The organism is Flavobacterium luteolum, from assembly GCF_027111275.1.
Classification (GTDB): Bacteria; Bacteroidota; Bacteroidia; order Flavobacteriales; family Flavobacteriaceae; genus Flavobacterium; species Flavobacterium luteolum.
The window spans coordinates 3,235,690-3,261,019 of record NZ_CP114286.1; the positions used below are offsets into that span (position 1 = coordinate 3,235,690).

At 34.5% G+C, this 25,330-nt stretch carries 17 protein-coding genes; 2 read left to right on the forward strand and 15 right to left on the reverse strand.

Annotation, left to right across the window (positions count from 1 at the left end):
* Positions 1–16 precede the first annotated feature (16 nt).
* The 3 genes from OZP10_RS13925 to dinB form a co-directional block, all read right to left on the reverse strand.
* Positions 17–1,396 (reverse strand): exonuclease domain-containing protein, encoded by a 1,380-nt coding sequence (locus OZP10_RS13925; RefSeq protein WP_281631403.1) that lies wholly within the window; start codon positions 1,394–1,396, stop codon positions 17–19.
* A gap of 121 nt (positions 1,397–1,517) precedes the next feature.
* On the reverse strand, positions 1,518–4,571 hold the full coding sequence (locus OZP10_RS13930) for a DNA polymerase III subunit alpha (protein ID WP_281631404.1): 3,054 nt from the start codon (positions 4,569–4,571) through the stop codon (positions 1,518–1,520).
* Complete coding sequence (dinB, locus tag OZP10_RS13935; RefSeq protein ID WP_281631405.1) at positions 4,571–5,752, reverse strand: DNA polymerase IV; 1,182 nt, start codon at positions 5,750–5,752, stop codon at positions 4,571–4,573. Before dinB ends, OZP10_RS13930 begins: the two co-directional genes overlap by 1 nt.
* A 90-nt stretch (positions 5,753–5,842) precedes the next feature.
* On the opposite strand from dinB, the gene OZP10_RS13940 reads away from it, so the two are divergent.
* Positions 5,843–6,616, forward strand: coding sequence for an XRE family transcriptional regulator (locus OZP10_RS13940; RefSeq protein ID WP_115889681.1), 774 nt, complete (start codon positions 5,843–5,845; stop codon positions 6,614–6,616).
* A gap of 79 nt (positions 6,617–6,695) precedes the next feature.
* Here the strand turns inward: OZP10_RS13940 and OZP10_RS13945 are convergent, their stop codons facing one another.
* From OZP10_RS13945 to OZP10_RS13995, 11 genes are all read right to left on the reverse strand, one after another.
* Positions 6,696–7,457: a phosphatase PAP2 family protein gene (locus OZP10_RS13945; RefSeq protein ID WP_281631406.1), complete on the reverse strand. Its 762-nt coding sequence runs from the start codon at positions 7,455–7,457 to the stop codon at positions 6,696–6,698.
* A gap of 231 nt (positions 7,458–7,688) precedes the next feature.
* A complete protein-coding gene (locus OZP10_RS13950) occupies positions 7,689–9,407 on the reverse strand; it encodes an ATP-binding protein (RefSeq protein ID WP_281631407.1) in 1,719 nt (572 codons plus the stop codon).
* Between the two features lie 228 nt (positions 9,408–9,635).
* Positions 9,636–10,760, reverse strand: a complete 1,125-nt coding sequence (locus tag OZP10_RS13955) for a sensor protein KdpD (RefSeq protein WP_281631408.1) — start codon at positions 10,758–10,760, stop codon at positions 9,636–9,638.
* 216 nt (positions 10,761–10,976) lie between these two features.
* Positions 10,977–12,056 carry a porin gene (locus tag OZP10_RS13960; protein WP_281631409.1) on the reverse strand — a complete coding sequence of 360 codons (1,080 nt, stop codon included), beginning with the start codon at positions 12,054–12,056 and terminating at the stop codon, positions 10,977–10,979.
* A gap of 343 nt (positions 12,057–12,399) precedes the next feature.
* Entirely contained in the window at positions 12,400–13,374 is a 975-nt protein-coding gene (locus OZP10_RS13965) for an integrase core domain-containing protein (RefSeq protein WP_281631355.1), read from the reverse strand.
* A 118-nt stretch (positions 13,375–13,492) separates the two neighbouring features.
* Positions 13,493–14,044, reverse strand: coding sequence for a K(+)-transporting ATPase subunit C (locus OZP10_RS13970; RefSeq protein ID WP_281631410.1), 552 nt, complete (start codon positions 14,042–14,044; stop codon positions 13,493–13,495).
* 164 nt (positions 14,045–14,208) lie between these two features.
* A complete protein-coding gene (kdpB, locus tag OZP10_RS13975; RefSeq protein WP_281631411.1) occupies positions 14,209–16,266 on the reverse strand; it encodes a potassium-transporting ATPase subunit KdpB in 2,058 nt (685 codons plus the stop codon).
* Positions 16,267–16,274: 8 nt separating this feature from the next.
* A complete protein-coding gene (kdpA, locus tag OZP10_RS13980) occupies positions 16,275–17,996 on the reverse strand; it encodes a potassium-transporting ATPase subunit KdpA (protein ID WP_281631412.1) in 1,722 nt (573 codons plus the stop codon).
* Positions 17,997–18,101: 105 nt separating this feature from the next.
* Complete coding sequence (gene kdpF / locus OZP10_RS13985) at positions 18,102–18,179, reverse strand: K(+)-transporting ATPase subunit F (RefSeq protein ID WP_073099479.1); 78 nt, start codon at positions 18,177–18,179, stop codon at positions 18,102–18,104.
* 155 nt (positions 18,180–18,334) lie between these two features.
* Complete coding sequence (locus tag OZP10_RS13990) at positions 18,335–18,616, reverse strand: DUF7674 family protein (protein WP_012024048.1); 282 nt, start codon at positions 18,614–18,616, stop codon at positions 18,335–18,337.
* Between the two features lie 353 nt (positions 18,617–18,969).
* Positions 18,970–20,313 (reverse strand): sigma-54-dependent transcriptional regulator, encoded by a 1,344-nt coding sequence (locus OZP10_RS13995; protein WP_281631413.1) that lies wholly within the window; start codon positions 20,311–20,313, stop codon positions 18,970–18,972.
* 167 nt (positions 20,314–20,480) lie between these two features.
* Between OZP10_RS13995 and OZP10_RS14000 the strand changes: the two genes are divergently transcribed.
* A complete protein-coding gene (locus OZP10_RS14000; protein ID WP_281631414.1) occupies positions 20,481–21,692 on the forward strand; it encodes a polysaccharide deacetylase family protein in 1,212 nt (403 codons plus the stop codon).
* 95 nt (positions 21,693–21,787) lie between these two features.
* Here OZP10_RS14000 and OZP10_RS14005 read toward each other — a convergent pair whose 3' ends face one another.
* On the reverse strand, positions 21,788–25,327 hold the full coding sequence (locus OZP10_RS14005) for an ABC transporter permease/M1 family aminopeptidase (RefSeq protein ID WP_281631415.1): 3,540 nt from the start codon (positions 25,325–25,327) through the stop codon (positions 21,788–21,790).
* Positions 25,328–25,330: the final 3 nt, after the last annotated feature.

The following is a 25,330-nucleotide window of genomic DNA, read 5'->3' on the forward strand; positions in this document are numbered from 1 at the left end:
TTTCTCTAATTTGATTTTAGACTAAGAAATGCTTTTTAAAGAATACTTTTCTAGGATGCTTTTCTGCATAAGAAAAAATCAGTTGCTCAATGTATTGATTGCTTTTATAAGGCGTAACATAATTTTTTACGTCTGAAGGCTCATGAATCGAAACATCTGAAGGAAGATACCCCATCCCGTAAAAATGTCCATTTTCAATCCAAATGCAGCTGCGTTCTTCTTTTGATTTTCCTTTGTCGATAATGGCAAAAGAAGGTCTGTTATTCAATAGATAATCAATGGCATTATCGACTTGTGCATTATGCATTATAGCATCGGGAAGACTTTGAGGACTATTATTATAGAAAAAATCTCCCTCTTCAGATCTTGAATATTTGCAGAAACGATGATCGATTTCAAAACGTTCGGCAAGATTTCGTAGTAAGTTGATTCCTTCATGCAAACTGCTGAATTCATGAATACAGACTTGAAACTTACTTACTTTGCCAATGGCAAGATATTTATAGCCATTTCTAGCTTCATACTGATAAATTCCAAATTTGGCTTCAAAACGTTTTAAAGCTCTATTATAAGTTGGCCAAAGTTTTTTGATTTCGGTACATTCTAAAAGGAGTGCCATTAATTCGGTAGCGCAGATTTCAAAGGAAATTCCGTGAATATCTCTTAAAAAGTGCTGTCTCTGCGGATTTATATTGTTACCAGTAAAATGAGATGCTACACGTTTCTTTACATTGATGGCTTTTCCAACATAAATCACTTTTTTTTGCTGATTATAAAAGTAATACACACCTGGTTTTTCGGGTAAATTATTAAAGTCATCTGGTGGAAGATTAGGAGGCAAACGCTGATCTTGTGCTGTTTTTTTGATCATTTTTTCGATTTCTCCGGCATCATCCCATTCTAATAAAAGCGAAAAAAGCAAAGCAGTAGCATCGGCATCTCCACCGGCGCGGTGTCTATTTTCTAAATTGATATTTAAAGAATTGCAAAGATTCCCTAAACTATAAGAACCCAATCCCGGTTTGATTTTTCTGGCTGCTCGAACGGTGCAAAGTTTTTTAGCAGACCATTTAAAACCTGACTGTTCCAATTGATGATGAACAAATGAATAATCGAAATTGACATTATGTGCAACGAAAATACGATCAGTAAGCATTTCTAATACTTTTTCTGAAATATCATCAAAGATTGGCGCATTGGCTACCATTTCATTATTAATACCTGTTAATCCAAAAATAGAAGGAGGAATGTCCTGTTGAGGATTTACAAGTGTTTCATAACGATCCAGCACATTTTTACCATCATGAATAATGATCGCAATTTCTGTAATGCGGCTGCCACTGGCATTTCCACCTGTGGTTTCAATATCGACTATAGCATATTCCGTATTTTTCATCTTTATATAACGTAAGTTGTTCTTTAGTTATTTAAAATTTAACACATAGATTTAAAGTTAAAATTGGCATCTCTACAAGCTAATAAACTATTTTTTCTATGTGTTAAACCATTGTACTTATTTAAAATTTCATTCGATGTCTCGGCAGATTAATTTCATGTCCTTGCGGATAAGGCGCACGATGTGTCAAACTCACATCTTCTTTTATCTGATTTTGTGTTCTGTATTGATCTTTAGAATCCATATATCGCGGATCTGGAATAAAAGGCATTTTTGCCATTTTGGTTATTGTGATAGTCGGAAAATGATAATCGACTTCGACATTTCCTAACAAAAGATAACAGCCTCCGCCCTGAAAAGGATATTTTTCCAGACTATCAGGAAAATGTGCCGTATCAAAATAAGTGCCTTCATGATCGATCCAAGTTCCAAAATACATGGTACCTTTTTTTGTAGGGACATGTTTTCTGGAAATCAAATAGGCCAGCATTCGAACCTGTTTTTTATGATATTGAACCAAATCTTTCGCCATGACATCACCGCGGTGTTTGGTTTGTAAAAGATCAAAAACAGTACATGAAACTGGAAAACTTAAAAGCTCAATTTCATCAAAAGCATCTTCAAAAACGGAACGCTCTAATTTTGGAAGCTTGTATTCTTTAACGGGTTCTTGCAGTAATTTTAAGTCTCTATTTTCAGGTTTAAAATTATTCAACAACAGACTGGCAGTGACCAAAAGCTGATTTTTGGTTTTTCCTGTAAAACGAAAAGCATCAATAAAAATCAGAGTTTTAACGCCTTCAATTCCAATTGGAATTCGGTTGATAAAATCTTCCAGAGAATTAAAATTGCCTTTTTTATTTCGATCTTCTTCGATTAAATGAGCAATTTTAGATTCCAGACTTTGAATGTGCATAAAACCTAAATAAATATCGGTACCATATAAAGTCGTTTGATATTCGCTTTTATTCACACACGGATTATGAATCGTTCCGCCAGACATTTTTGCTTCGTGTACATAAACTTCGGTTCTGTAAAATCCACCCTGATTGTTGATTACCGCCGTCATGAATTCAACTGGATAATTGACTTTTAAGTATAAACTTTGATAGCTTTCAACCGCATAAGAAGCCGAATGCGCTTTGCAGAAAGAATAGCCCGCAAAAGATTCAATCTGACGATAAATTTCCTGACTCAAAGTTTCAGGATGCCCTTTTTGAGCACAGCTCGCAAAGAAATTATCTTTTACTTTTTGCAACGCTTCCAAAGATCTTCCTTTTCCTGACATGGCGCGACGTAGAATATCACCGTCGGGAGCGGGAAGTCCACCGTAATGCTGGGCAATTTTAATTACATCTTCCTGATAAACCATAATGCCGTAAGTTTCACCGAGATGTTCTTTGAAAACTTCATGAAAATACTCAAATTGAGTTGGGTTATTATGACGGAAAATATATTCTTTCATCATTCCCGATTGTGCAACGCCGGGACGAATAATAGACGACGCGGCGACGAGAATTTTATAATTATCGCAATTTAAACGACGCAGTAAACCACGCATAGCAGGACTTTCGATATAAAAACAGCCAATCGTATGTCCTTTTGCTAAATAAGAATTGCAAACCGCTTCGTCTTTAGAAATTGAAGTATCACGAATGTTAACTTTTATACCGCGATTTTTTTCAATTAGTTTTACGCTGTCATCAATATGACCAATACCGCGCTGACTTAGAATATCGAATTTATCAAAACCAATTTCTTCGGCAATATGCATATCAAAAAGTACGATTGGAAAACCTTTTGGAGGCATTTCTAGAGGCGTATAATTGGTAATCGGTTCTTCAGAAATTAGAATTCCACACGCATGCATGCTTCGTTGATTTGGATATTTTCCCATCATTTGTCCGTATTCCTGAACCAATTTTACAATTTTATTGGTTGGATGAAGTTCTTCTGGATTTTTTGCCAAAAGATCTAATTCTTCTTTTGGGAGACCAAAAACTTTTCCAACTTCCCTAAAAATAGAACGGTATTTAAATTCGACGTTCGTTCCGCAAAACGCAACGTGATCTTTGCCATATTTTTTGAAGATATATTCCAGAATTGTGTTGCGTTCCTGCCAACTCCAATCGATATCAAAATCAGGTGGTGTTTTACGGTTGAGGTTTAAAAAACGTTCAAAATATAAGTCCAGTTCGATAGGGCAGATGTCCGTAATTCCGAGACAATAGGCAATGATGCTGTTGGCACCGCTTCCGCGACCAATATGCATAAAACCTTGGCTATTGCTATATTGAATAATATCCCAAGTAATTAAAAAATAACCGCTGAATTCTAATTCGTCAATAACTTTTAATTCTTTTTCTACGCGAGCTTTTGCTTCAGTATTTTCGTTTCCATAACGTTTTTCAAATCCTTCCCAAGCCAATTCGGTCAGTTTTTCTAAATCTTTTTGACGGTTTTCGGTATAGAACTTTTTATTTCTTTTAGCCGAAAAATCATATTGAAAATTGCAATCGTCAATGATGCGCTGTGTATTTAAAATGATTTCAGGATATTTTTCATAAAAAGGCAGAATCGATGCTTCAGGTTGCATCACATCAGAAACTTTACAATAATCTGCCTCTGTAAGTTTCGATAAAATAATATTTGTATCAATAGCCCGAAGCACTTTATGCAGATTGTATTCTTTTTTATTTCTAAAAGTTACAGGCTGTAAAATCACCATTTTGGAGATTTTATTTTTATGTTTTGAAGTTAGAAGACTCGAAACTTCTTCAGGACGAATTCCGATAAATTCATTTTCAAAAAGCGTTTCTGGAGCATTTTCTAAAGTATAAATCACAAAAACCGATTCGAATTTTGGAGCACGCAAAGGCAAAGATTCTCCGCTGAAATTATAATCCGTTAAAAAGCGATTTATTTCAGCTAAACCTTCAGCATTTTTAGCGAGGCCAATATATCGGAATTGATGATTGCATCGAAATTCCATTCCTACCAAAGGTTTGATTTCTTTTTCCTGACACGCTTTTATAAAATCGTAAATTCCGGTAACGGTATTAATATCTGTCAAAGCCATTGCTTTTATATCATGCAAAACAGCTTCGGCAATCAATTCCTTAAGTGGAATCGTGCCGTAACGTAATGAATGATAGGAATGACAATTAAGATACATTATTTCTTGCGTTTTAAAATTTCGTCTTTAGTGTTTGGTTTAAAATGAGCTCCGGCACAGCGCATTACGGCATCAAAGCCATAACGGCTTTTCATTTTGTCCATCGCTTCATAAAGTGATAACATTTCCTGAGTATCTTCAAAAAGATCGATTTGATAGGTTCCGCGCACCAATCCGCTAAAGCGAACGCCAATCAGGCGCAGACGCATACGACGCTGATAGACTTTCTCAAAAAGTTCGATTACATTTTTAGTCAGAATATGATCGGCTGATGTGTAAGCTACTCGGCATTGTTTGGTTTCAGTATCAAAATTGGCGTAACGTATTTTAACGGTAACAGTCGAAGTCAGCCATTGTTCTGCACGAAGCTGAAATGCCAGTTTTTCGACCATTCCTAATAATATTCTTCTCAGTTTTGCAAGATCGATAGTATCTTGAGAGAAAGTCGTTTCGGTCGAAATTGATTTTCTTTCGGTATAAGGTTCAACAGGCGTGTGGTCAATTCCGTGTGCTTTTTTCCAAAGTTCGAGACCATTTTTACCAATCATTTGCTGTAAAACTTCAGCAGGCATTTCGGCTAAAGTCTGAATTTTACGAACGCCAATTCGAGACAAAAGCTGAAAAGTCACAGCGCCAACCATCGGGATTTTCTGAATTGAAAGTGGATTTAAAAAATCTTGAACTTCTTGTTCCTGAATTTGAAGATTCCCAACTGGTTTGCCTTCGCCAGTCGCAATTTTAGAAACGGTTTTATTTATGGATAATGAAAAACTAATCGGTAGTCCGGTTTCTTTAATGACTTTTTGTGCCAGTTCATTTGTCCATTTATAACTGCCATGAAATTTGTCCATTCCAGTAATGTCCATATAAAATTCATCGATGCTCGCTTTTTCTAAAACAGGTGCTTTTTCCTGAAGAATTTCGGTTACATCATGAGAAAGTTGCGAATATAATTCCATGTCGCCTTTCATCACTTTTGCGTCTGGGCAAAGTTTTAATGCCATACGAATTGGCATAGCAGAACGCACTCCATATTTACGGGCTTCATACGAACAAGATGCCACAACACCACGGTCTCCACCCCCTATAATAAGCGGAATACCATTAAGTTCTGAGTTAGTGCGTCTTTCGCAGGATACAAAAAAGGTATCCAAATCCATATGTACAATTGCCCGTGCCATTTTTTCCTTTTGTTTTTGTATGAAACAAAATTAGTACAGGTGGTAACAATTTTTTGTATATTTGCTGTTCCAAATTATAACAAATTAATTATGTCCTTATTTTCAGATAACATCAGAGCATTGAGGGTTAAGCATAAAATATCACAAGAAAAATTAGCTGAAAACCTAAGCATTACAAGAGGAAGATACGTGAAATACGAAGACGGAACTTCGGAAGCACCGTATGACATTTTAAAGAAGATTGCATTATATTTTCATATGAGTATCGACTTGATATTATCTGTCGATATCCGTAAAATTGATGTGCAAAATTTGATAAAACTGGAAGGCAACCGACTTATTTTACCCATTCAAGTGGATAGTTTTGGAGAAAATTTTATTGAAATTGTTTCTCAAAAAGCAAAAGCGGGTTATCTAAATGGATATGCTGATCCAGAATATATTGAAAGTTTACAGCAGATTACACTTCCTTTTTTGGGACCAGGAAAACACCGAGGATTTCCCGTTGAAGGCGATTCAATGCCTCCGCACGAAGATGGTTCGATTATTATTGGCCGTTACGTAGAAAAGCTAGGAGAGGTGATGGACGGCAAAACTTATATTCTGATTACTAAGAATGAAGGAATGGTTTATAAACGTCTCAATAAAAACAAAAAGAATGCTTTGGTTTTAGAATCAGATAATAGTTTTTATCCGAATTATGAAGTGAAAGCTTCTGATATTTTGGAGATTTGGGAATACGAATGTAATATCGGCCGTTCAGACAAAAAACAAGAAACAACGGAAACCGGGGCAATGAAAGATTTGCTTTTAGAATTGAAACGTGAAGTTCGAGAGATTAAGAATAATACTTCGAATACATAAAAAGAGTTTGCCACAAAGGCGCTAAGACACAAAGCTATTAAAAAAAACTTTGTGTCTTAGCGCCTTTGTGGCAAAAAAACTAAAAAACCTTCGCAAATCCCAAACCATATTGCTGTCCATTATAAAAAGGCATTATCATAGAAGTAGATTTATTTTCGGCTGATGATTTGAATAACTTTTTAGTAATATACGGATTAATCCAATACGCAATTTTGGTACTCAAAATTCCGATTCCCGCTCCGGCAGCGACATCGGTTAACCAATGGCGATTGTTGTAAATTCTAAACAATCCCGTTCCGGTTGCAACAGCATAACCTGCAATTCCGTACCAAATCGATTTGTCTTTATATTCTTGGTATAAAAATTCGGCACCCATAAATGCAGTTGCAGTGTGTCCGGAAGGAAAGGAATTATTCGAACTTCCATCCGGTCTTTCTACATGTGAAATCGATTTTAAACCTAAAACCGTTGTAGCCATAATTGCATACGAAGTCACAAGTATTACAGAACGGTCACGCATATTATTTTTGCCTTTTACTCCAAAAGCATTCAGCGCATAAACAGATACGGCAGGCGCATATTGCGAGAAATCATCAATAGTAATTTTCTCATCAATGTCTTCCGTAACTTCATCTTTAATCTGGTGATTGAAACTCAAAAGCTGATCACTTTCTAAACCAATTACACCGTAACCAATTAAAACCGATGGAATAATTAATTGTTTGTAATTGAATTTTAAATGATTGGAAGTGCTGTCAATTTTTGAAATCGAATCATTTTGCTGTGCATTCGCAGAAAATAATCCGAATAGGAATAGTAGAGAAACTGTTTTGTAAAACATCTTTCGTTGTCGTTATATTTTGCAATATTAACGAAGGTTTTTGCCAACTATTTTTCTCTTAATTGAACCTTAAGTGAATATTAATTTGTTGGTTTTAAATGGGGTAATTGAATTAAGATTGACTAAATATTTTTATTATTTTGAGTGTCACCTAGAGCAAAGTCGAAAGGTTTTACAGTACGAAGTGTCTTCGACTTCGCTCAGACTGACAGATGAATAAAATGATTTTACCTAAACTTTTAAAGAAAACCAAAACGTACTTCCCAATCCCAAATTACTCTCAACACCAACACTTCCATTTTGTGCTTCAATAAATTCTTTGCTTATCGCTAAACCCAATCCTGTTCCGGATTTTTGACTTCCAGGAACCTGAAAATATTTATCAAAAACTTTGTCTTTATATCTTGTATCAATTCCTTTTCCGGTATCGATAACCTGAAATACGATTTGATTTAGTTCTTTTTTAAGTTTGATATGAATCGTGCTTTTTTCAGAAGAATATCGAATTGCATTCGATAAATAATTAATCAAAACCCAGCCTGTTTTTTCGCTGTCGGCTTTTACGTCTTGAAGGTTTTCATCAGCATCAATTACTAATTTAATTTGTTTTTGTTCCGCCTGAACTTTTACCGCTTCAACAGCATAATTTACAATTTCTTGCGGATTACTTTTTTCGATATTCAGCTGAATATTTCCCGTTTCTAATTGAGACAAATTCAGCAATTCGCCTGTAATTTTCAACAAGCGCTGACTGTCATCTTTTATACTTTCAACCAATTGTTTTTGGTCTTCGTTCATATCGCCTGTTTTTTCATTTTCAAGCAATTTCAGACTTAATTTTATCGAAGCAATTGGTGTTTTTAATTCGTGCGAAACGGTTGCAATAAAATTGGTTTTCGCAAAATCCAGTTCCTTAAAAAGCGTAATATTTCGCAGAATAATCACATCGCCAATATTGATTTCCTTTTCTTCACCTGTCGGAATTATGGTAATGTTCAGAATCTCTTTTTCGAAATAACTTTCTTTTCCGTGCGCGTAAATTTTAAGCGGTTGTTTTTTAGGAGCATCTGATTCCTCTTTCAAAATCAAAGACCGAATCAAATCATTGGACAAGGCTAGAGTAGAAGCCGATTTCCCAATAACATCTTCCAGTTTCAGACCGATAATTTTAAGCGCTTCATCATTGGCAAACAAAATAATTCCTTCATGATCTAATCCAATAATAGGATCGTTCATATTATTGATTAAAGTTTCCAGTCGTTTCTTTTCAAAAAAGAGTTTATACAAATTACTGTCGTTATATTCCTGAAGTTTTTGCGCCATTGTATTAAACGATTTGGCCAAATCTCCAAATTCGCTATGACTCGTAAAATGAACGCGCTCCGAATAGTTTTTATTGGCAATTTCCTTAATACTCAACGTTAATTCTTTTATCGGATTTGCAATATTATTTGGAAGATTGACGAGTAAATTAAAAGCAATCAAAAAGCATAAACTTCCCACAATGGCAATCCATAAATTGGCATTTTCGGCAGTATGTTTGGCTATATCGCTTTTCTGTTTTATAGCATCCAGATTCAGTTTCATAATAGCAAAAATATCCTGTCTGATTTTTGCTTTTATGGTTTCGTTTGCTCCGTTTTGTTCTAAAAGTGTAAAACTTTTTTCAAGGTTTTCGGTCGCTTCTTTTTCTCCGGGTTCGGTAACATTTTGCGTTTGTTTTTCAAGATATTCCTTGAAAACATGAATCTTGCTATCAGGGCTCGCTTTAATTTCATCCAAAGACAAAATCATGTTTCGCGAATATTCCAGCGTATTATAATTCGCTTTCAGAATATTCTCGGTATCTGCTTTTATCAAAAAAACAGAATAACCGCTCACTAACGAAAGTATAATGATCATTAAAAATAATAATCCAACTCCCAGATTCAATTTGGTTTTAATTCTCATTTTATAAAACATTTAATTTTTTTTTTGAACCATATAAGTGATATAAGAAAATATTAGAATTACTTTTTTTAACCGCAAAGACGCAAAGTTTTACGCAAAGTTCGCTAGAGCAGGGCGCAAAGTTTTTTTTAATCTTTGCGTGCTTTGCGAAACCTTAGCGTCTTTGCGGTTAAACTTCAACGCCCCGAATTTAAATGAACTTATATAACTTATATGGTTTAAAAACTTTTAAGACAGAATAACAAGATCAACATTTGATAAAGACAGTTTATTCAACAAACGTCTGAAAATTGTTGTAGACAAAATTACTTTAAATAAATTCAAATGCGGTTTTCCAATACACACAGTTGTAATTTGTTTTTCTTCGACTGTTGCCAAAATCGCATCGGCAATATTGCTGTTTTCCAGTTTAATTACTTCTGCGCCTAATTGTACGGCGAGTTTAAAATTATTAATTAAATGTCGCTGTTTGTCCAAGGCAATTTTTGTACTGCTTTCCTGCGGAGTTTCTACATACAAAACATACCAGGCTCCGTTATAATAACTCGCTAATCGGGCAGTTTTTCTAATCACAATTTTAGCCGTTTTATCATTACTGCTAATGCAGGCCAATAATTTTTCATGTCGTAAAGCATGAAGATTCGGAACTTCATTTTCAACTTTTCGAACGACCTGACTCGCTACTTCTTTCAAAGCCAATTCCCGAAGTTGTAAAATCTGTTCCGATTTAAAAAAGTTCGTTAAAGCCGTCTGAATTTTATCTGGAGTATAAATTTTTCCTTCCTTCAAACGCGCAATCAAATCTTCAGATGTCAAATCGATATTGACAACTTCATCTGCCAATCGTAAAACATTATCCGGAATTCGTTCCTGAACATCAATGTTTGTAATTCGTTTTACATCTTCATTTAAACTCTCAATATGCTGAATATTCACCGCCGAAATCACATTAATCCCAGCTTCCAAAATCTCTAAAACATCCTGCCAGCGTTTTTCATTTTTGCTTCCTTCAACATTCGTGTGCGCCAGTTCATCAACAATAACCACTTCCGGACGAAGGTTGATAATCGCCTGAACATCGAGTTCTTCTAATTCTTTTCCTTTATAAAAAATGGTCCGTCTCGGAATTATCGGCAAACCCGATAATAATTCATGCGTTTCCTTTCGCATGTGCGTTTCGATGTAGCCGATTTTCACATCGATTCCGTTTTTCAATAACGAATGCGCTTCCTGAAGCATACGAAAAGTCTTGCCCACACCGGCGCTCATTCCAATGTAGATTTTAAACTTCCCTTTTCGTGATTTCTGAATTAAATCGAGAAAGTGCTGTGCGTTATTATTTTCGTTTTCCATATTTTTTGCCACGAAGGCGCTAAGTCACAAAGTTTTTTTTAAGCCACAGATTACACAGATTAGAGGGATTTTTTTTTAGCCACGAATTACACAAATTTGCACAAATTTTTATTCAATATAATTCGTGAAAATTTGTGTAATTCGTGGCAAATAAATCTACACAAAGCGATTAAAAAATCCTTTTAATCTGTGTAATCTGTGGCAAGAAATATTCTCCTAAAAACTAATTGCCAAGGAAGTCGTTACAAACGTATTTGTATCCGTTGGAAGATTGTCTTTATTGGTGAAGATTTCGTCTTTACTTGATAGATTTCTTGCTTCAATTCTAAACATAACATTATCAGTAACTAAGTAATCAAAGTTAGCTGAAAATCCGTAAGTTTTAAAACCGTTTGGCGTTTCAGTTGCTATAATTACACCCTTTTCATCACTATAATATTCACCTCTTACTGCAAGCTGAATTTTGTCAACTGGTTTGTATTGCAGAATCAAAACTGGCGAAAACCAGGTATCATATTTATTACTTCCTTTTGCCGACTGCTGAGATCCAACATCAAAACCAGCTGTAATATTTGTCTTTTCCGTTACCTTAAATTGTCCGTAAAAGTTGTTGAAATAACGCCATTTTTTATCAATATCCGACTGTTCATTTCCAACATAAGTACTCCAGTTCAAAGCAACCCGATCAGACGGTTTATAAGTAACCTGAGTTCCAAAAGCAGGTGTTTGATTGCCCTCGACTTTCTCAATTCTCTGCCAGCCATTCAAGTACATACCCGCCAAATACCATTTTCCGGATTCAGATGTATAACCAATTTTAACTCCCGTTTCATAATAAGGAGAATTCTCAGCCATAATACTTCTTGTTAAAGTCTGGCAGTCTTTTCCAATCGCACTTTCAAAACCAATATGCGAAGGCATAATTCCCGCATCAACCCATAAATTATGGTTTTTTGAAATCTTTACACCAACATTCGCCTCATAAACATTTTTCAATAAACCTTGCTCGGCAGACATATTATATTCGGCGTAAGTTCCGGCCATTAAGGCAAAATTCCCCCGAATATTTTCTTTCGAATAATTCACTTTTGCCATTCCTAAATTCAGGTTTACCTCGTTGCTTTTATTATAACTGTAAAAAAAGTTTGGCCGAGTATGATTTTCCGGTTTTCCGAAATCATAACTATAATAAGCGTCTACATATCCTGAAAATGTTAGTGGACTTTTTGATTCTTCTTGTGCGTATAAATTGCTAAAACCAAAAGCGATTAAAGCAGTAAGTATTATTTTTTTCATTTTTGTGGTATTCAATTATTTATTAGTAGATTTTTTAGGAGCTAATCCCGCTATCCGTTTCAATCTTTTGTGCCGAACCCCGGCACAAAAGGATTTCCACTACTATCGGGGCTAGGGCATTTGGGGTAAAAAGGCGTTTTGTATTTTTATAGGTTTTATATCCTAATAGGTTTCCAAAACCTATTAGGTATTAGTTGTAGAATTCAGTTTTTTTGATTCCAATTTTCGCCACAGTTTGTCATTTCGACGAAGGAGAAATCTTCGTTGCTAGATCGACACAGATTGACATTCTTTACGGAGCTTCTTGCGAGGATTTCTCCTTCGTCGAAATTGTAAAAGTTACTTATTTCGGTAACGGATTTATCATTTCGATTGGCTTTTTTCCATCAATTCCCTGATGTGGTCTTTCATGATTGTAATAATATAAATATTGGAGCAATTCCTCTTTTAGTTCTTCTTGAGAATCAAAATCTGTGTCTCTCAATAAATCCTCTTCCAGAGTTCTCCAAAACCTTTCGACTTTACCATTTGTCTGTGGTCTATATGGCTTTGTATATCTGTGCACTATGCCTAATTCCATTAGCATTCTTTCAAAAGGATGATTGTTTTTTACCTTGCTTGTTTTAGGTCCAAATTCAGCTCCATTATCAGATAATATCTCTTCAAATTTTATTTCATAATGGCTGCTTAAGATATTTAAACATTTTAATGAAGCAAACATTACGGTTAAACTGGTAATATCTGAAACTAATTCTGCCCAGGCAATCCGGCTGTAATCATCAATTACACAGACTAAATAAAGCTTTTTGTTTTCTCCGCGAATTATGCTTTTGCTTAAATAATGGCAATCAATATGACCCAGCTGTCCCATTCTTTCCTTGATTATTTTCTGATGATTCTTTTTAATCTTCGGAGTTAATCTGTTTATTTTATGACGTTTTAAAATATTATAAACTCCTGAATAGGAAGGCGTATGCTTTCCTAATTTGGGACTCAATATACTAACAATTTCATATCTGCTGTTTCCTTTTTCTCTTAATTCGATTACTTTTTGTTCTATAAAAGGCAAAGGGCGTCTGGTTTTATATCTTGGACCCCGCTTTTGGGGCAGTAAATCTATTGGCTTTCCGCTCTGCTTATAGCGATTGTAATACTTTAAAAAACTTTTTCTGCAGGTGTCATTGGCTGTATAAAAATCCATTGCTTTTTTATAAAGCGGATGAGTTTTGCTTTTTACCTGTTCATATTCTTTTATTAGAAAACGATATTTCTCTAAATAGTTCCGCTCTAATGTCGAATCCTGACTATTATTTCTCATCGTAACAAAATTTATTAAAGTTAAATTTTGTTACCGAATTATCTAACATTTACAGAAATGACAAGAATGCGCATAGAAAACCTTAGAACCTTAGCAACTCAGAACCTCAGAACCTTTTCTAGCGAAGCTGATCCAAAGCCACATTCAATTCCAAAACATTAACCGTTTCAGGCCCAACAACAGCAGTATTAATTTTAGATTCCACCAAAGCTTTTACTTTAGCTTCGTCCAGTTTTCTTTCTTTAGCAATTCGTTTCACCTGAATCAGCGCCCCTTGCGGAGAAATATTCGGATCTAAACCGCTTCCTGAAGCCGTAACCATATCTGAAGGAATATCAGATTTTTTCAAGTACGGATGAACCAATAAAAATGTATCAATTCTTTTTTGAACCAAAGCCAAATAATCGGCATTGCTTGGCCCTTTGTTACTTCCGGCACTTCCCGCCGCGTTATAATCAACAGCCGAAGGTCTTCCCCAGAAATAATTCGACTTATCGAATTTTTGACCAATTTTTTGATAACCAACCACTTTTCCGTTCACCGAAATCGTTTCTCCTTTTCCTTGATTTGGAGCAATTTGTGCGATTCCGTAAATCGCAAGAGGATAAATAACTGCGAATAAGATTAAGGTAACCGCAGTAAGTTTTATTATAGAAAATAGATTTTTCATTTTTTTTGAGATTCTAAGGGACTAAGTTGCTAAGGTTCTAAGTTTTTTTTCAGAAGCTTAGCAATCTAAAGTCTGTGTTTTTTATTTGAGTTTTTAAAGATTCCTGAATTTTACGATTCTAAGAGAAAAACCTTAGTCCCTTAGAATCTTAGCATCTTAGAACCTTACATAAAAAGTGCTACTAGCAAATCGATTACTTTAATTCCGATAAAAGGAACAATTAAACCACCTAAACCATAAATCAAAAGATTTCTTTTTAAGATTGCACTAGCTCCAATTGGTCGATAATCAACACCTTTCAGCGCAAGCGGAATCAAGATTGGAATGATAATCGCATTGAAAATTACAGCCGATAAAATCGCGCTTTCAGGGCTGTGCAAATGCATGATGTTTAAACCTTGAAGCGCAGGAATCGCAGTAATAAAAAGAGCAGGAACAATAGCAAAATATTTCGCAACGTCATTTGCAATAGAAAAAGTAGTTAAAGTGCCTCGAGTCATTAAAAGCTGTTTTCCAATTTCAACAATCTCAATTAGTTTCGTTGGATCATTGTCAAGATCTACCATGTTTCCGGCTTCTTTTGCCGCTTGAGTTCCGCTGTTCATCGCAACTCCAACATTGGCTTGGGCAAGAGCCGGAGCATCGTTTGTTCCGTCACCCATCATGGCAACCAGTCTTCCTTCGGCTTGTTCTTTTCTGATGTAGTTCATTTTATCCTCAGGTTTAGCCTCGGCAATAAAATCATCAACACCAGCTGCTTCGGCAATAAATTTAGCCGTAAGCGGGTTATCACCCGTAACCATAACCGTTTTGATTCCCATTCTGCGCAAACGCTCAAAACGTTCTTTCATTCCGGTTTTAATGATATCCTGAAGTTCTATAACACCTTGAACTTCATTGTTTTTAATCACGACCAGAGGAGTTCCTCCGTTAGATGAAATGGTAATAACTTGTTGTGCAGTATCTTCAGGAAAAGCATTTCCGGCTTGTTGCGCAATGTTTTTTGCAGCGTCTTGTGCTCCTTTTCTAATGTTTGTTCCGTCTTTTAATACAACTCCAGAAGTTCTGGTTTCTGCAGTAAATTTTATAGTGTGTGAAATATCAGAAGTGGTTTTTAAAAAGCTAGCTTTCGTCTCACTTTTTACATCTATCATTTCGCTTAACTCTAAGATACTTTTTCCTTCAGGAGTATCATCTGCAAGCGAACTCAAAACAGCCGATTTTACAAAGTCATCAAAAGAAATTCCTTTTGTTGGATAAAAATTGGTTGCTTTTCTGTTTCCAATCGTGATTGTTCCTGTTTTATCCAAAAGCAATACGTCAATATCTCCAGCAGTTTCAACCGCTTTACCCGATTTTGTAATTACGTTAGCACGCAACGCTCTGTCCATTCCCGCAATACCAATCGCAGAAAGCAACCCTCCAATTGTAGTTGGAATTAAACATACAAACAAAGCAATGAAAGCCGCAATCGTGATGGGTGCGTTGGCATAGTCGGCAAACGGTTTTAGCGTAACGCACACAATCACGAAGATTAAAGTAAAAGCGGCTAATAAAATGGTTAAGGCAATTTCGTTTGGTGTTTTCTGACGGCTCGCACCTTCAACCAAAGCAATCATTTTATCCAAAAAGCTTTCACCAGGTTCAGAAGTTACTTTTACTTTAATTTTATCAGATAATACTTTTGTCCCTCCGGTTACAGATGATTTATCACCTCCAGCTTCTCTAATTACAGGAGCACTTTCTCCGGTAATAGCACTTTCGTCGATTGTAGCCAAACCTTCGATAATTTCACCATCGGCAGCAATTAAATCGCCAGCTTCGCAAACGAAAATATCGTCTTTTTTTAATGCCGAAGAACTGATATTTTTGATTTCTCCGTTTGGCAGAATCTGTCTTGCAGGAGTTTCTTCTCTGGTTTTTCTTAAACTGTCAGCTTGTGCTTTTCCTCTTGCTTCGGCAATGGCTTCGGCGAAATTGGCAAATAAAAGCGTTGCCAGTAAAATTAAAAATACAATTAAGTTATAAGTAAAGCTTCCTTGGTCATTTGCGCCCATTAATATCGAAACGCAGACAGCAAACATAATTGCAGTTCCAATTTCTACGGTAAACATTACCGGATTTTTGATCATCATTTTTGGGTTCAGCTTGACAAAAGACTGCATTAAGGCTTCTTTTACCTGTTTACTTTCAAACAATGATGTGGATTTATTAGTTGTCATTTTTTATGTTATTTTAAAGTAAAGAATTCCGCTAATGGTCCAAGCGCGAGCGCTGGGAAGAATGATAAAGCAGCGATAATTGCGATTACGGCAAAAGTCATGATTCCGAAAATTGAGGTATCAGTTTTTAAAGTTCCAGCACTTTCTGGAATGTATTTTTTACCAGCCAGTAAACCTGCAATTGCTAATGGGCCAATGATTGGAATAAAACGGCTTAACAGTAATACAATTCCTGTAGTGATATTCCAAAACGGATTATTATCTCCCAAACCTTCAAAACCAGAACCGTTGTTGGCAGCGCTTGAAGTGTATTCATATAACATTTCTGAGAATCCGTGATTTCCTGGATTGTTTAACCAGCCTGTTGCATTTCCGTTAAACCAATAACCCATTGCAGTGTCATGTGCAGCAAAATAAGATGCTAAAGCAGTTCCGGCTAATATTAATAAAGGGTGAAGAATAGCGATAAAAGCAGCAATTTTTACTTCCCGAGCTTCGATTTTCTTTCCTAAAAATTCAGGAGTTCGACCAACCATTAAACCGGAGATAAATACAGCCAGAATAATAAAAATATAGTAGTTTAAAATACCAACACCACATCCGCCGTAAAAGGCATTTACCATCATCGATAATAGCTGCATAGTACCAGACATAGGCATTGAACTATCGTGCATACTGTTTACAGAACCTGTAGAAATTACCGTTGTAGCAATACTCCAGAAACCTGACATTGCGGGACCAAACCGAACTTCTTTTCCTTCCATCGCTCCAGTTGCTTGTGCGATTCCCATTTTTTCGATAGCAGGATTTCCGTTTATTTCACTCATAACGGTTGGAACAACTAAGAGTAAAAATCCAACTGTCATTACACCAAAAATAATATTCGATAGTTTTTTTTTATTGAGGTAAAATCCAAGAGCAAAAATCATAGCAAACGGAATAATCATTTGTGCCCAAAGCTCAACTCCGTTAGTAAAATAAGTTGGATTCTCTAATGGATGCGCTGAGTTGGCTCCAAAAAATCCACCACCATTTGTACCGATATGTTTAATCGCAATAAACGCTGCAGCTGGTCCGCGAGAAACTTCGACATGATCACCTTGAAGGGTTGTAATAGCATCTTTTCCTTCAAAAGTCATTGGAGTTCCGCTAAATACTAGTGCAACAGCCACAATTGCTGAAAGCGGTAATAAAATACGAGTACAACTTTTGATGAAATAATTATAAAAATTACCCAATTGTTCTGTTGTTCTTTCTTTCATTGCCGTAAAAATCATAGCGGCAGCAGCCATTCCGATACCAGCAGAAACAAATTGAAGGAACATCAAGACGATTTGTGAAAGATAAGAAACCCCGCTTTCACCTGAATAGTGCTGTAAGTTACAATTGACTAAAAATGAAATTGCAGTGTTAAATGCCAGATCTGGCGTCATTGAAGGGTTGTTATCTGGATTAAGAGGTAAAGATCCCTGAAACAATAAGACAAAAAAGCAAAGAAAGAACCAAACCAAATTGATACTTAAAAGAGCTTTTAAGTGTTGTTTCCAGTTCATTTCTTCAGCAGGATTTATACCGCTTATTTTAAAAATAAATTTTTCAATTGGATTGAAAATTGGGTCAAGAAGCGTTTTATCTCCTAAATAAACTTTAGCAATATATTTTCCTAAAGGAATCGCTAAAACAATGGTTAGGATAAAAATACCAATGACGCCTAATAATTCTGTGTTCATAATTTTTATATTTTTTAGTGAAAAATGAGAGGTGATTTGTAAAATGAGTTGATGAATAAAATTTGCGTTTACATTTCACTTAAAGCATTTCACTTTTTACATGATTTAAAATTTTTCGGGTTTGATTAGTACATAAATCAAATACACGAAAACGGCGATTGAAATGATAAATAGTGCAGTCATGATTTAGATTTTTTCAAAGAATTCAACTGACAGAAAACAAATGGCAAACAGCACAACGGCTAATGCGAGTAAAAGAAAAGTGATCATAGGAAATTATTTTAGAATTCAGATTTTAGATTGTATTGAAGCGATTAAACGATTAAACAGTTAACCGATTAAACACCAGAAGCATTAACCTGCTTAATATATTCCGCTTTAAGGGTTTGAGGGAAAAGATGTGAAATATTGCAGTGGCGCATTTCCATAAAAGACGAAACTGAAAAAACATACACATTAGAAATGGCATTTTTAGTTTCGATGCTTCCGGTTATAAACAGACGTTCAGCAAGAGCTAAACATTTTTTCGCTCTGACGATATTTCCAGAAATAATAGATTTTTTGGTTATCTCAGCAAACCGTTCGGCTTGTTTGTAGATTGAGGTTACTTGATTTTTCATTTGGAATGAATTTTAATGTTCTCTCTCCTTATGCCAAAATATGTTCCGAAAAAATCAGGTTATGTGTAAAGTGTTGTGAATAAAAGGAATGTAGTTGCATGTCAAAAATTAGGCATAAAAAAAGCCTATCATTTTGATAAGCTTTTCTCGTTTTGATATGTTATTGTCAAGCTCCGGAGGAGCGACATATTTATAGAAAATGGTGTATTCACATTTAACAGAGCCCCCAGCGGGGCGACATGTTTTTTTAGATTGTGTGGGTGTCGCTCCGCTGGAGCTTTTAATAAATGCGGTTAAATTATGCTATAAATATGTCGCTTCTCAGAAGCTATGAAAATTGATTTTTGTAATTGTTATTGAATTTGGTATTCTTCAAGCTTTCTATACAAAGTCGCAATCCCAATTTCTAATAATCGTGCCGTTTCCGCTTTATTCCCTTTTGTATAATTCAAAACTTTCTGAATATGCAATTTCTCAACACTTTGCATCGAGAAAGCCGACATTGGTTTTGAATTATTTTCAGCTTGATGTTGCATTTCATACGGCAGAACATCTGAAGTCAAAATATCTCCATTGCTCAAAATAACCGATCTTTCGATTACATTTTTAAGTTCACGAATATTTCCCGGCCAAGAATAATTTTCCAGTTTTTGTAAAAAGTCATCTGCAATCTGTAATGACTTTTTATTTGTTTTTTCAGAAAATTGCTTCACATAATAATTGGCCAATAGAGGAATATCTTTAATTCTTTCTCTCAAGGAAGGCAATTTGATTTCGAAAATATTCAAACGGAAATACAAATCAGAACGGAAACGATGTTCGTCACTTTCTGTTTTTAAATCTCGGTTTGTAGCGGCAATTAATCTGAAATTTGATTTTTTGGGAGTTGTGTCTCCAATGGGAATATATTCGCTGGTTTCTAAAACGCGCAATAATTTCGCTTGTAGGTCAATCGGCATTTCACCAATTTCATCCAAAAATAAAGTTCCGCCATTGGCTTCTTCAATAAAACCTTTTTTATCTTTTACGGCTCCAGTAAAAGCGCCTTGTTTATGACCGAAAAGTTCGCTTTCTAAAATTTCTTTTGTGAAAGTACTGCAGTTTAATGCCACAAAAGATTTTCCTGCACGATTACTGTTTTCATGAATGGCCTGTGCAAAAACTTCTTTTCCGGTTCCGGTTTCTCCCATAAGTAAAACAGTCGAATCGGTTTTGGCTACTTTTTGTGCAAGATCAATGACTTGTTCTATTCCTTTCGATTTTCCAATTATGGTATTAAAAGAATATTTATCATTGATTCGTTTTTCGAGTTGCTGAACCTTTTTCTGTAAATGCACTTTTTCAACTGCTTTATAAAGAAGTGGAATAATTTTGTCATTATCGTCACCTTTTACAATATAATCGAAAGCACCATTTTTCATTGCCTGAACGCCGTCTGGAATATTTCCGAAAGCGGTCAGTAAAATAATTTCTGTCAAAGGAAAACTTCCTTTTATGTTTTGAAGAAAATCTACACCGTTTCCGTCGGGAAGTTTCACATCGCACAAAACGACATCAATTTCGGTTTGTTCTAATTTCTTAAAACCTGATTTTAAATCTTTGGCTTCAAAAACTTCAAATCCTTCCGATTTTATAATACGCGCCAGCAGACTTCTTAGTTTTTCTTCGTCGTCTATAATTAAAATTTTGTGTGTCATTTGCAGATAAGCTAAAACCGAATGGGTATTTTGATGTACAAATTTAGGTTTTAAATCAATTCTCTTTTTTGATTCAGCAGAAATTATTTTCAAAAGAGAAATTGCTTTTAAAATAATTTTTTCAAAAAGAAATGTACTTTTAGATCGCAAAAGAACCACTAAAATTTATGTCAAAACGAATTCTACTTATAATAGCTGTCGTAATCTTCGGTAGCTTTAATGGTTTTTCAAATGGAATTATTCAAAAAGATTCTTCAAAATCAAAGACAATTTCATTCAAAATAAAACTGAAATCGGCTGATAAGGTAAAAATTGCCGTTTCTCCTTTAAAATATAACAAACATTTAGCGTATAGTTTTACGCTTGACGATGGTTATCGTTCAGCTTATTTAACAGCATTTCCATTATTGAATGGAGGAAAAATCAGCAATTCATCAATTAATGAATGGAAAATCGATCAAGGCGGAGACGGAACAGTTTCGGAAGGGCTTTTTTATTCGGACGGAATGGGAAATAAAATTCCGTTTAAATTGGCATTAGCAATCAATGGAGGTTCAATTCGTGATTTGCCTGAAAATCGGGGACATCTTTCTTGGTCAGAAGTAAAAGAAATGTACAGTGCTGGTTGGGATATTTTGAATCATGGTTTTCATCATGCAACTAAACACGGAACAAACTATTTGAAAGAAGTAACTGAAAATACCACTTCAATAAAACAAAATCTCGATTTTACAATGTCTCATTTTGTGGTTCCAGGCGGAGAAGGTGATGAGAAATATTATTTGGAATATGAAAAAGAAGCTTTGGTCAATGGAAATTTATCTGTTGCTTCTTATTATGGTGTTGGTCCAATTTTTAAAGTAGATTCAAAAGTAGATTTAGATAAAATGATTTCTGCCCGAACTTTTGTTCAGAGTTCAAAAGACACAACAAGCTTTAAAACAATGGATAAATATTTAAAAACGATAGATTCTATTGTAAAACAAAAAGATCCAGTTTGGTTTAACGAATTCACGCACGGAACGGGAAATACAAACTTGTGGAATCTAAGCATGCGTTTTCCTGATTTCAAATACTATATGACAACGCTTGCAAACAAATACGGAGAAAAAGGAAATGATTCAATTTGGATGGCACCGTGGCAGGAAGTTTACGAATACATTTGGTTAAGAGACAGAATTAAAATTGATTATAAGCAAAAAGGAAAGGATGTAGAAGTGAAAATTGTAATTCCTGAAATTCCTGAAGCATTTAGATATAGAGATATTTCATTAAACATAGAAACTCCATCAAAATTTGAAATCGAATCCAATAAAGATTTGAAAATAAAAGACGATGGAAAAACAACTTACAAGCAGATTTTCATTCAATTAAAATAAAAAAATATAGCCACAGATTGAAAAGATTATTTGAATTTTTAATTTTAGCGAAAGCAAAAAAAATCATTTTAATCCTTTTAATCTGTGGCAAAAAATTAATCAATCTCTTTCTCGTTGTTCTTTATAAAAGTGTCAATATTCATTAAAAGAGGATCAATAACAATTCGTTGAGGTTTGATTTTGAGTTTAATTTTGCCTTCAATTAAATTGTTTTTGATTGGAAATGTGTAGCGAAATAACTTTCCGTTTTCATCATAAATTCCAATATCGATTGTTTTGTCATTGTCAATTTGCTTTCGAACTCCTGTAGCATTTTCAATATATTTTTTAGAATCTGCTTTAAAGGAGATTTCATAAAAATTATTCTTTTTCACGCTTTCAACTTTAGAAATCTTAGAGGAATAAGTAATAATCTTTTTAAACATTTCATCCAGTTTTGGATAGAGTTTAGAATCTGTAACCAAATAAATCTCTTTCAATAAATCTTCAGAATCTGGAATTGGATTAGGATATTTGTAATGATTCAAGAAATTATGCAAAGCCAGATTTAAATTTTCTCCACCAATTAAAATTCTCAGCTGATGCATAACCAGCATTCCTTTATCATAGGGCAAATGCGGAGTTTTGTAATTTGTTTTGTATATAGGAGTTTCGGGTTCATAACTTCTGCTGCTTAAATATAAATCCAAATGAATTTTTAAAGTTTCTAAAGCTTTCTCCAAGCCATGTTCTTTCTCATATAACATCAATTCGGTGTATTGTGCAAGAGTTTCGGTCAAAATCCAGCTTCCTTCTTTTTGTTGGGGACTGATTTGCGAATTTCCCCACCATTCGTGCGACAATTCATGAGCCGTTAATTGATTGATGATATCTTCTTTATCGCGATTATTCAAGTTGCTGTAAAAACCAAAATTCTCTTTCATAAAAACTGTGGACGGATAAGAAGTCGCCGCAAATCCATCCGCGAAAGCAGAAACTTCGGCATAACGAATCGTTTTGTATGGATATTTTCCAAAATTGTTTTGGCAATAATCTAAAGTATTTTTTACATCTTGAATCAGTTTAGAAACATTTCGAGAATGTCTTTTATCATAAAAAACTTCAATAGAAATACCTTTATAATTCGTTTTTTTGATTTCATATTCGGCAGAAGAAAAAGCAAATCGGAACGGAATCTTTCCATTTGATCTATAATGAAAATAATTTCGATCGTCTTTTGCCCAATTACCGATTAAATCTCCAACGCCAATCGCCGTTTGATTTTTAGACGTCGAAACCACAGCATCATAATCAACAAAATCATTTGTTGTTTTCGACTTATCCTCAAGTTTCTTAAGCGGAGTCTGTGGTTTCAAATGCCTTTTTGCCCGTTCTTTTTCACTGCTGATTTCATTCGATTCCTGATAACCAAAAGTTGGAAAATAACGGCTTATTCGCATAAACGAACCATTTTCAATAATAGAATTAAATGCAGTATGACCTTTAAACGGCGACCAAGTTGAGGTAAAAGAAAAACTCATTTTTATTTTCTGATGAGGTTCTAAAGGTTTTTCTAGTCGATACCAATAATGCTGAAATTCAGAAACATCATCTAAATTTTTCGCATTCTCAATTTCAACAGAAGTCAGTTTCGAATTTCGATCTATATATAGGAGTAAACTATCAATAGGTTTTTCAGTATTATTCACCAATTCATAAGTGCCTTTTACATCATAACGATTTTCTTCGGGAAATAAATCCACTTTGCTATTTACAGAAACAATTGTTGGTTGCGTTAGATTGACATATTTTTTAAACTGCTTTTCATAATGTTCACTCCAATTGTTAACGTCATCTTTGGTCAAATACAGATATTCAATATTCGTTTTATAAAAAAGATAACTTCCAAAACCGATGAAAAGAATACTTCCAAAAGCAAAAGTTGTTTTTTGAATAGTATTAAATGAATTTCTACGAATAGTTTTTATAATAGTAGCATTTCGTTTCCATAAAATTCCAGTGAATGTGAACAGCATCAAAGCAAGACCTAAATTGTAGAGCATTGAAATATGAAACGGAAAGGTATAACTTCCGAAACCATTCAAATCAAGATATTCTCTTTTAAAAGAATCTCCGAATCGAAATAACGGATGTGAAATTCCTAACTGTTCTCCAATTCCAGAACAAAATAAGAGAACAATAAATGCAGAAATTCCCAATCCTAAATATTTGTTTTTGATGAAAGTCTGAATTGCGATCACTAGAATAGAAATCAAAAACAATGGAAATCCGATATAATAAAACATTGAAAAGTAAAGTCCAGCTTCAATCGGTGCATTTGCATGTATGATTTGAAAACCAATTCCAATAAAAATGCTAACTCCAATCAAAATTAACGGAATCATAAAAAGTGCTGTCAATTTCGAAATCAAAACTACAAATTGAGAATATGGTGCTGTATTTTCAAGCATTTCAAATCTCGCATTTTCGCTTCGATTTAATAATTCACTACTATAAAAAAGAGTTATCAGAATCAAGATGAAAGGCAAACGATCCATAATTGTAGAAATCATTAAAGCTGTATCGGTAATTTTTTCTGCCAATCTGATTCCGCCGTCAATTTCATCTGAAATTTCAATCATTAATAATCCCGAAAACAGAAGAACAATCAGTAAAAATGGAATTCCTTTTAAAACCAAATAAATATCCATTTTCAAATTGCTTTTAAAAACAGTCCAATTGTGCTTTGAAGTTTTAAATTCAAGCTGTTTTGGAATTGTAGAAGAATATGTTTTTGTCTCTTTCGTATTGGTTTTAATCGTTTTTACCTTTTTAGTTTTTGTTCTTCGAAAAGAAAACAATTTATACGAAACAAAAATTAGAAGGAAAGAAATACAAATCCACAAGATTCGATTGAATAAAAAATTGCCTGAAAGAGAAACCAATTGTGTATTTTTTTCAATTGATGTCCAATATCTCGTTTGTTCCAAAAAAGCGGCCAACCCAAACGGATCTATTTTTGCTGCCAAAGACATCGCTTTCGCGGAAGACGGAGAAGCATTTGCAAATAACGGCGAGTTTGAGAAAATAGAACCCGCTATATATAATATGTAGATGAATAATCCACCAACATAAACAAAAAGTTTGCTTCGCGTGAGCCAAGCCATCGTTGCTAGAATCGAAAGACATAAAAATAGGTTGGGAACAACAATAATTAGATAAGGCCAGATGTAATTTATAATTTTAAAAGGACCAATTTCACTTCTAGGAATCCAAGACATTTGATGTCCGATAATCATTCCTATAATAAACATTCCAAAAGAAGAAACCGATATTATGAAAGCCGTGATAAATTTATTTCCTAAATAATAAAACTTAGAAATAGGAGTAGAGAAGATTATTGCATCAAATTTGGTATCATATTCTTTTAAGAAATGCTGTGCAACTTGAAGCGTGGTAGAGAAAATTGTCATTAGCGAAATCAAACCAATCGCATAAGTCAGCACAAACGGACTGTTTTTATAAGCACCCGAAAACGAAAAATTTGCAAAAGCACTCACAAAAAATCCTAAAACCAAATAAATAATAAATGTGGCATAAAAAGTCCAGCTTCTGGTATTGTTATGCCATTCAAATTGAATTAATTTAGAAAGCATAAC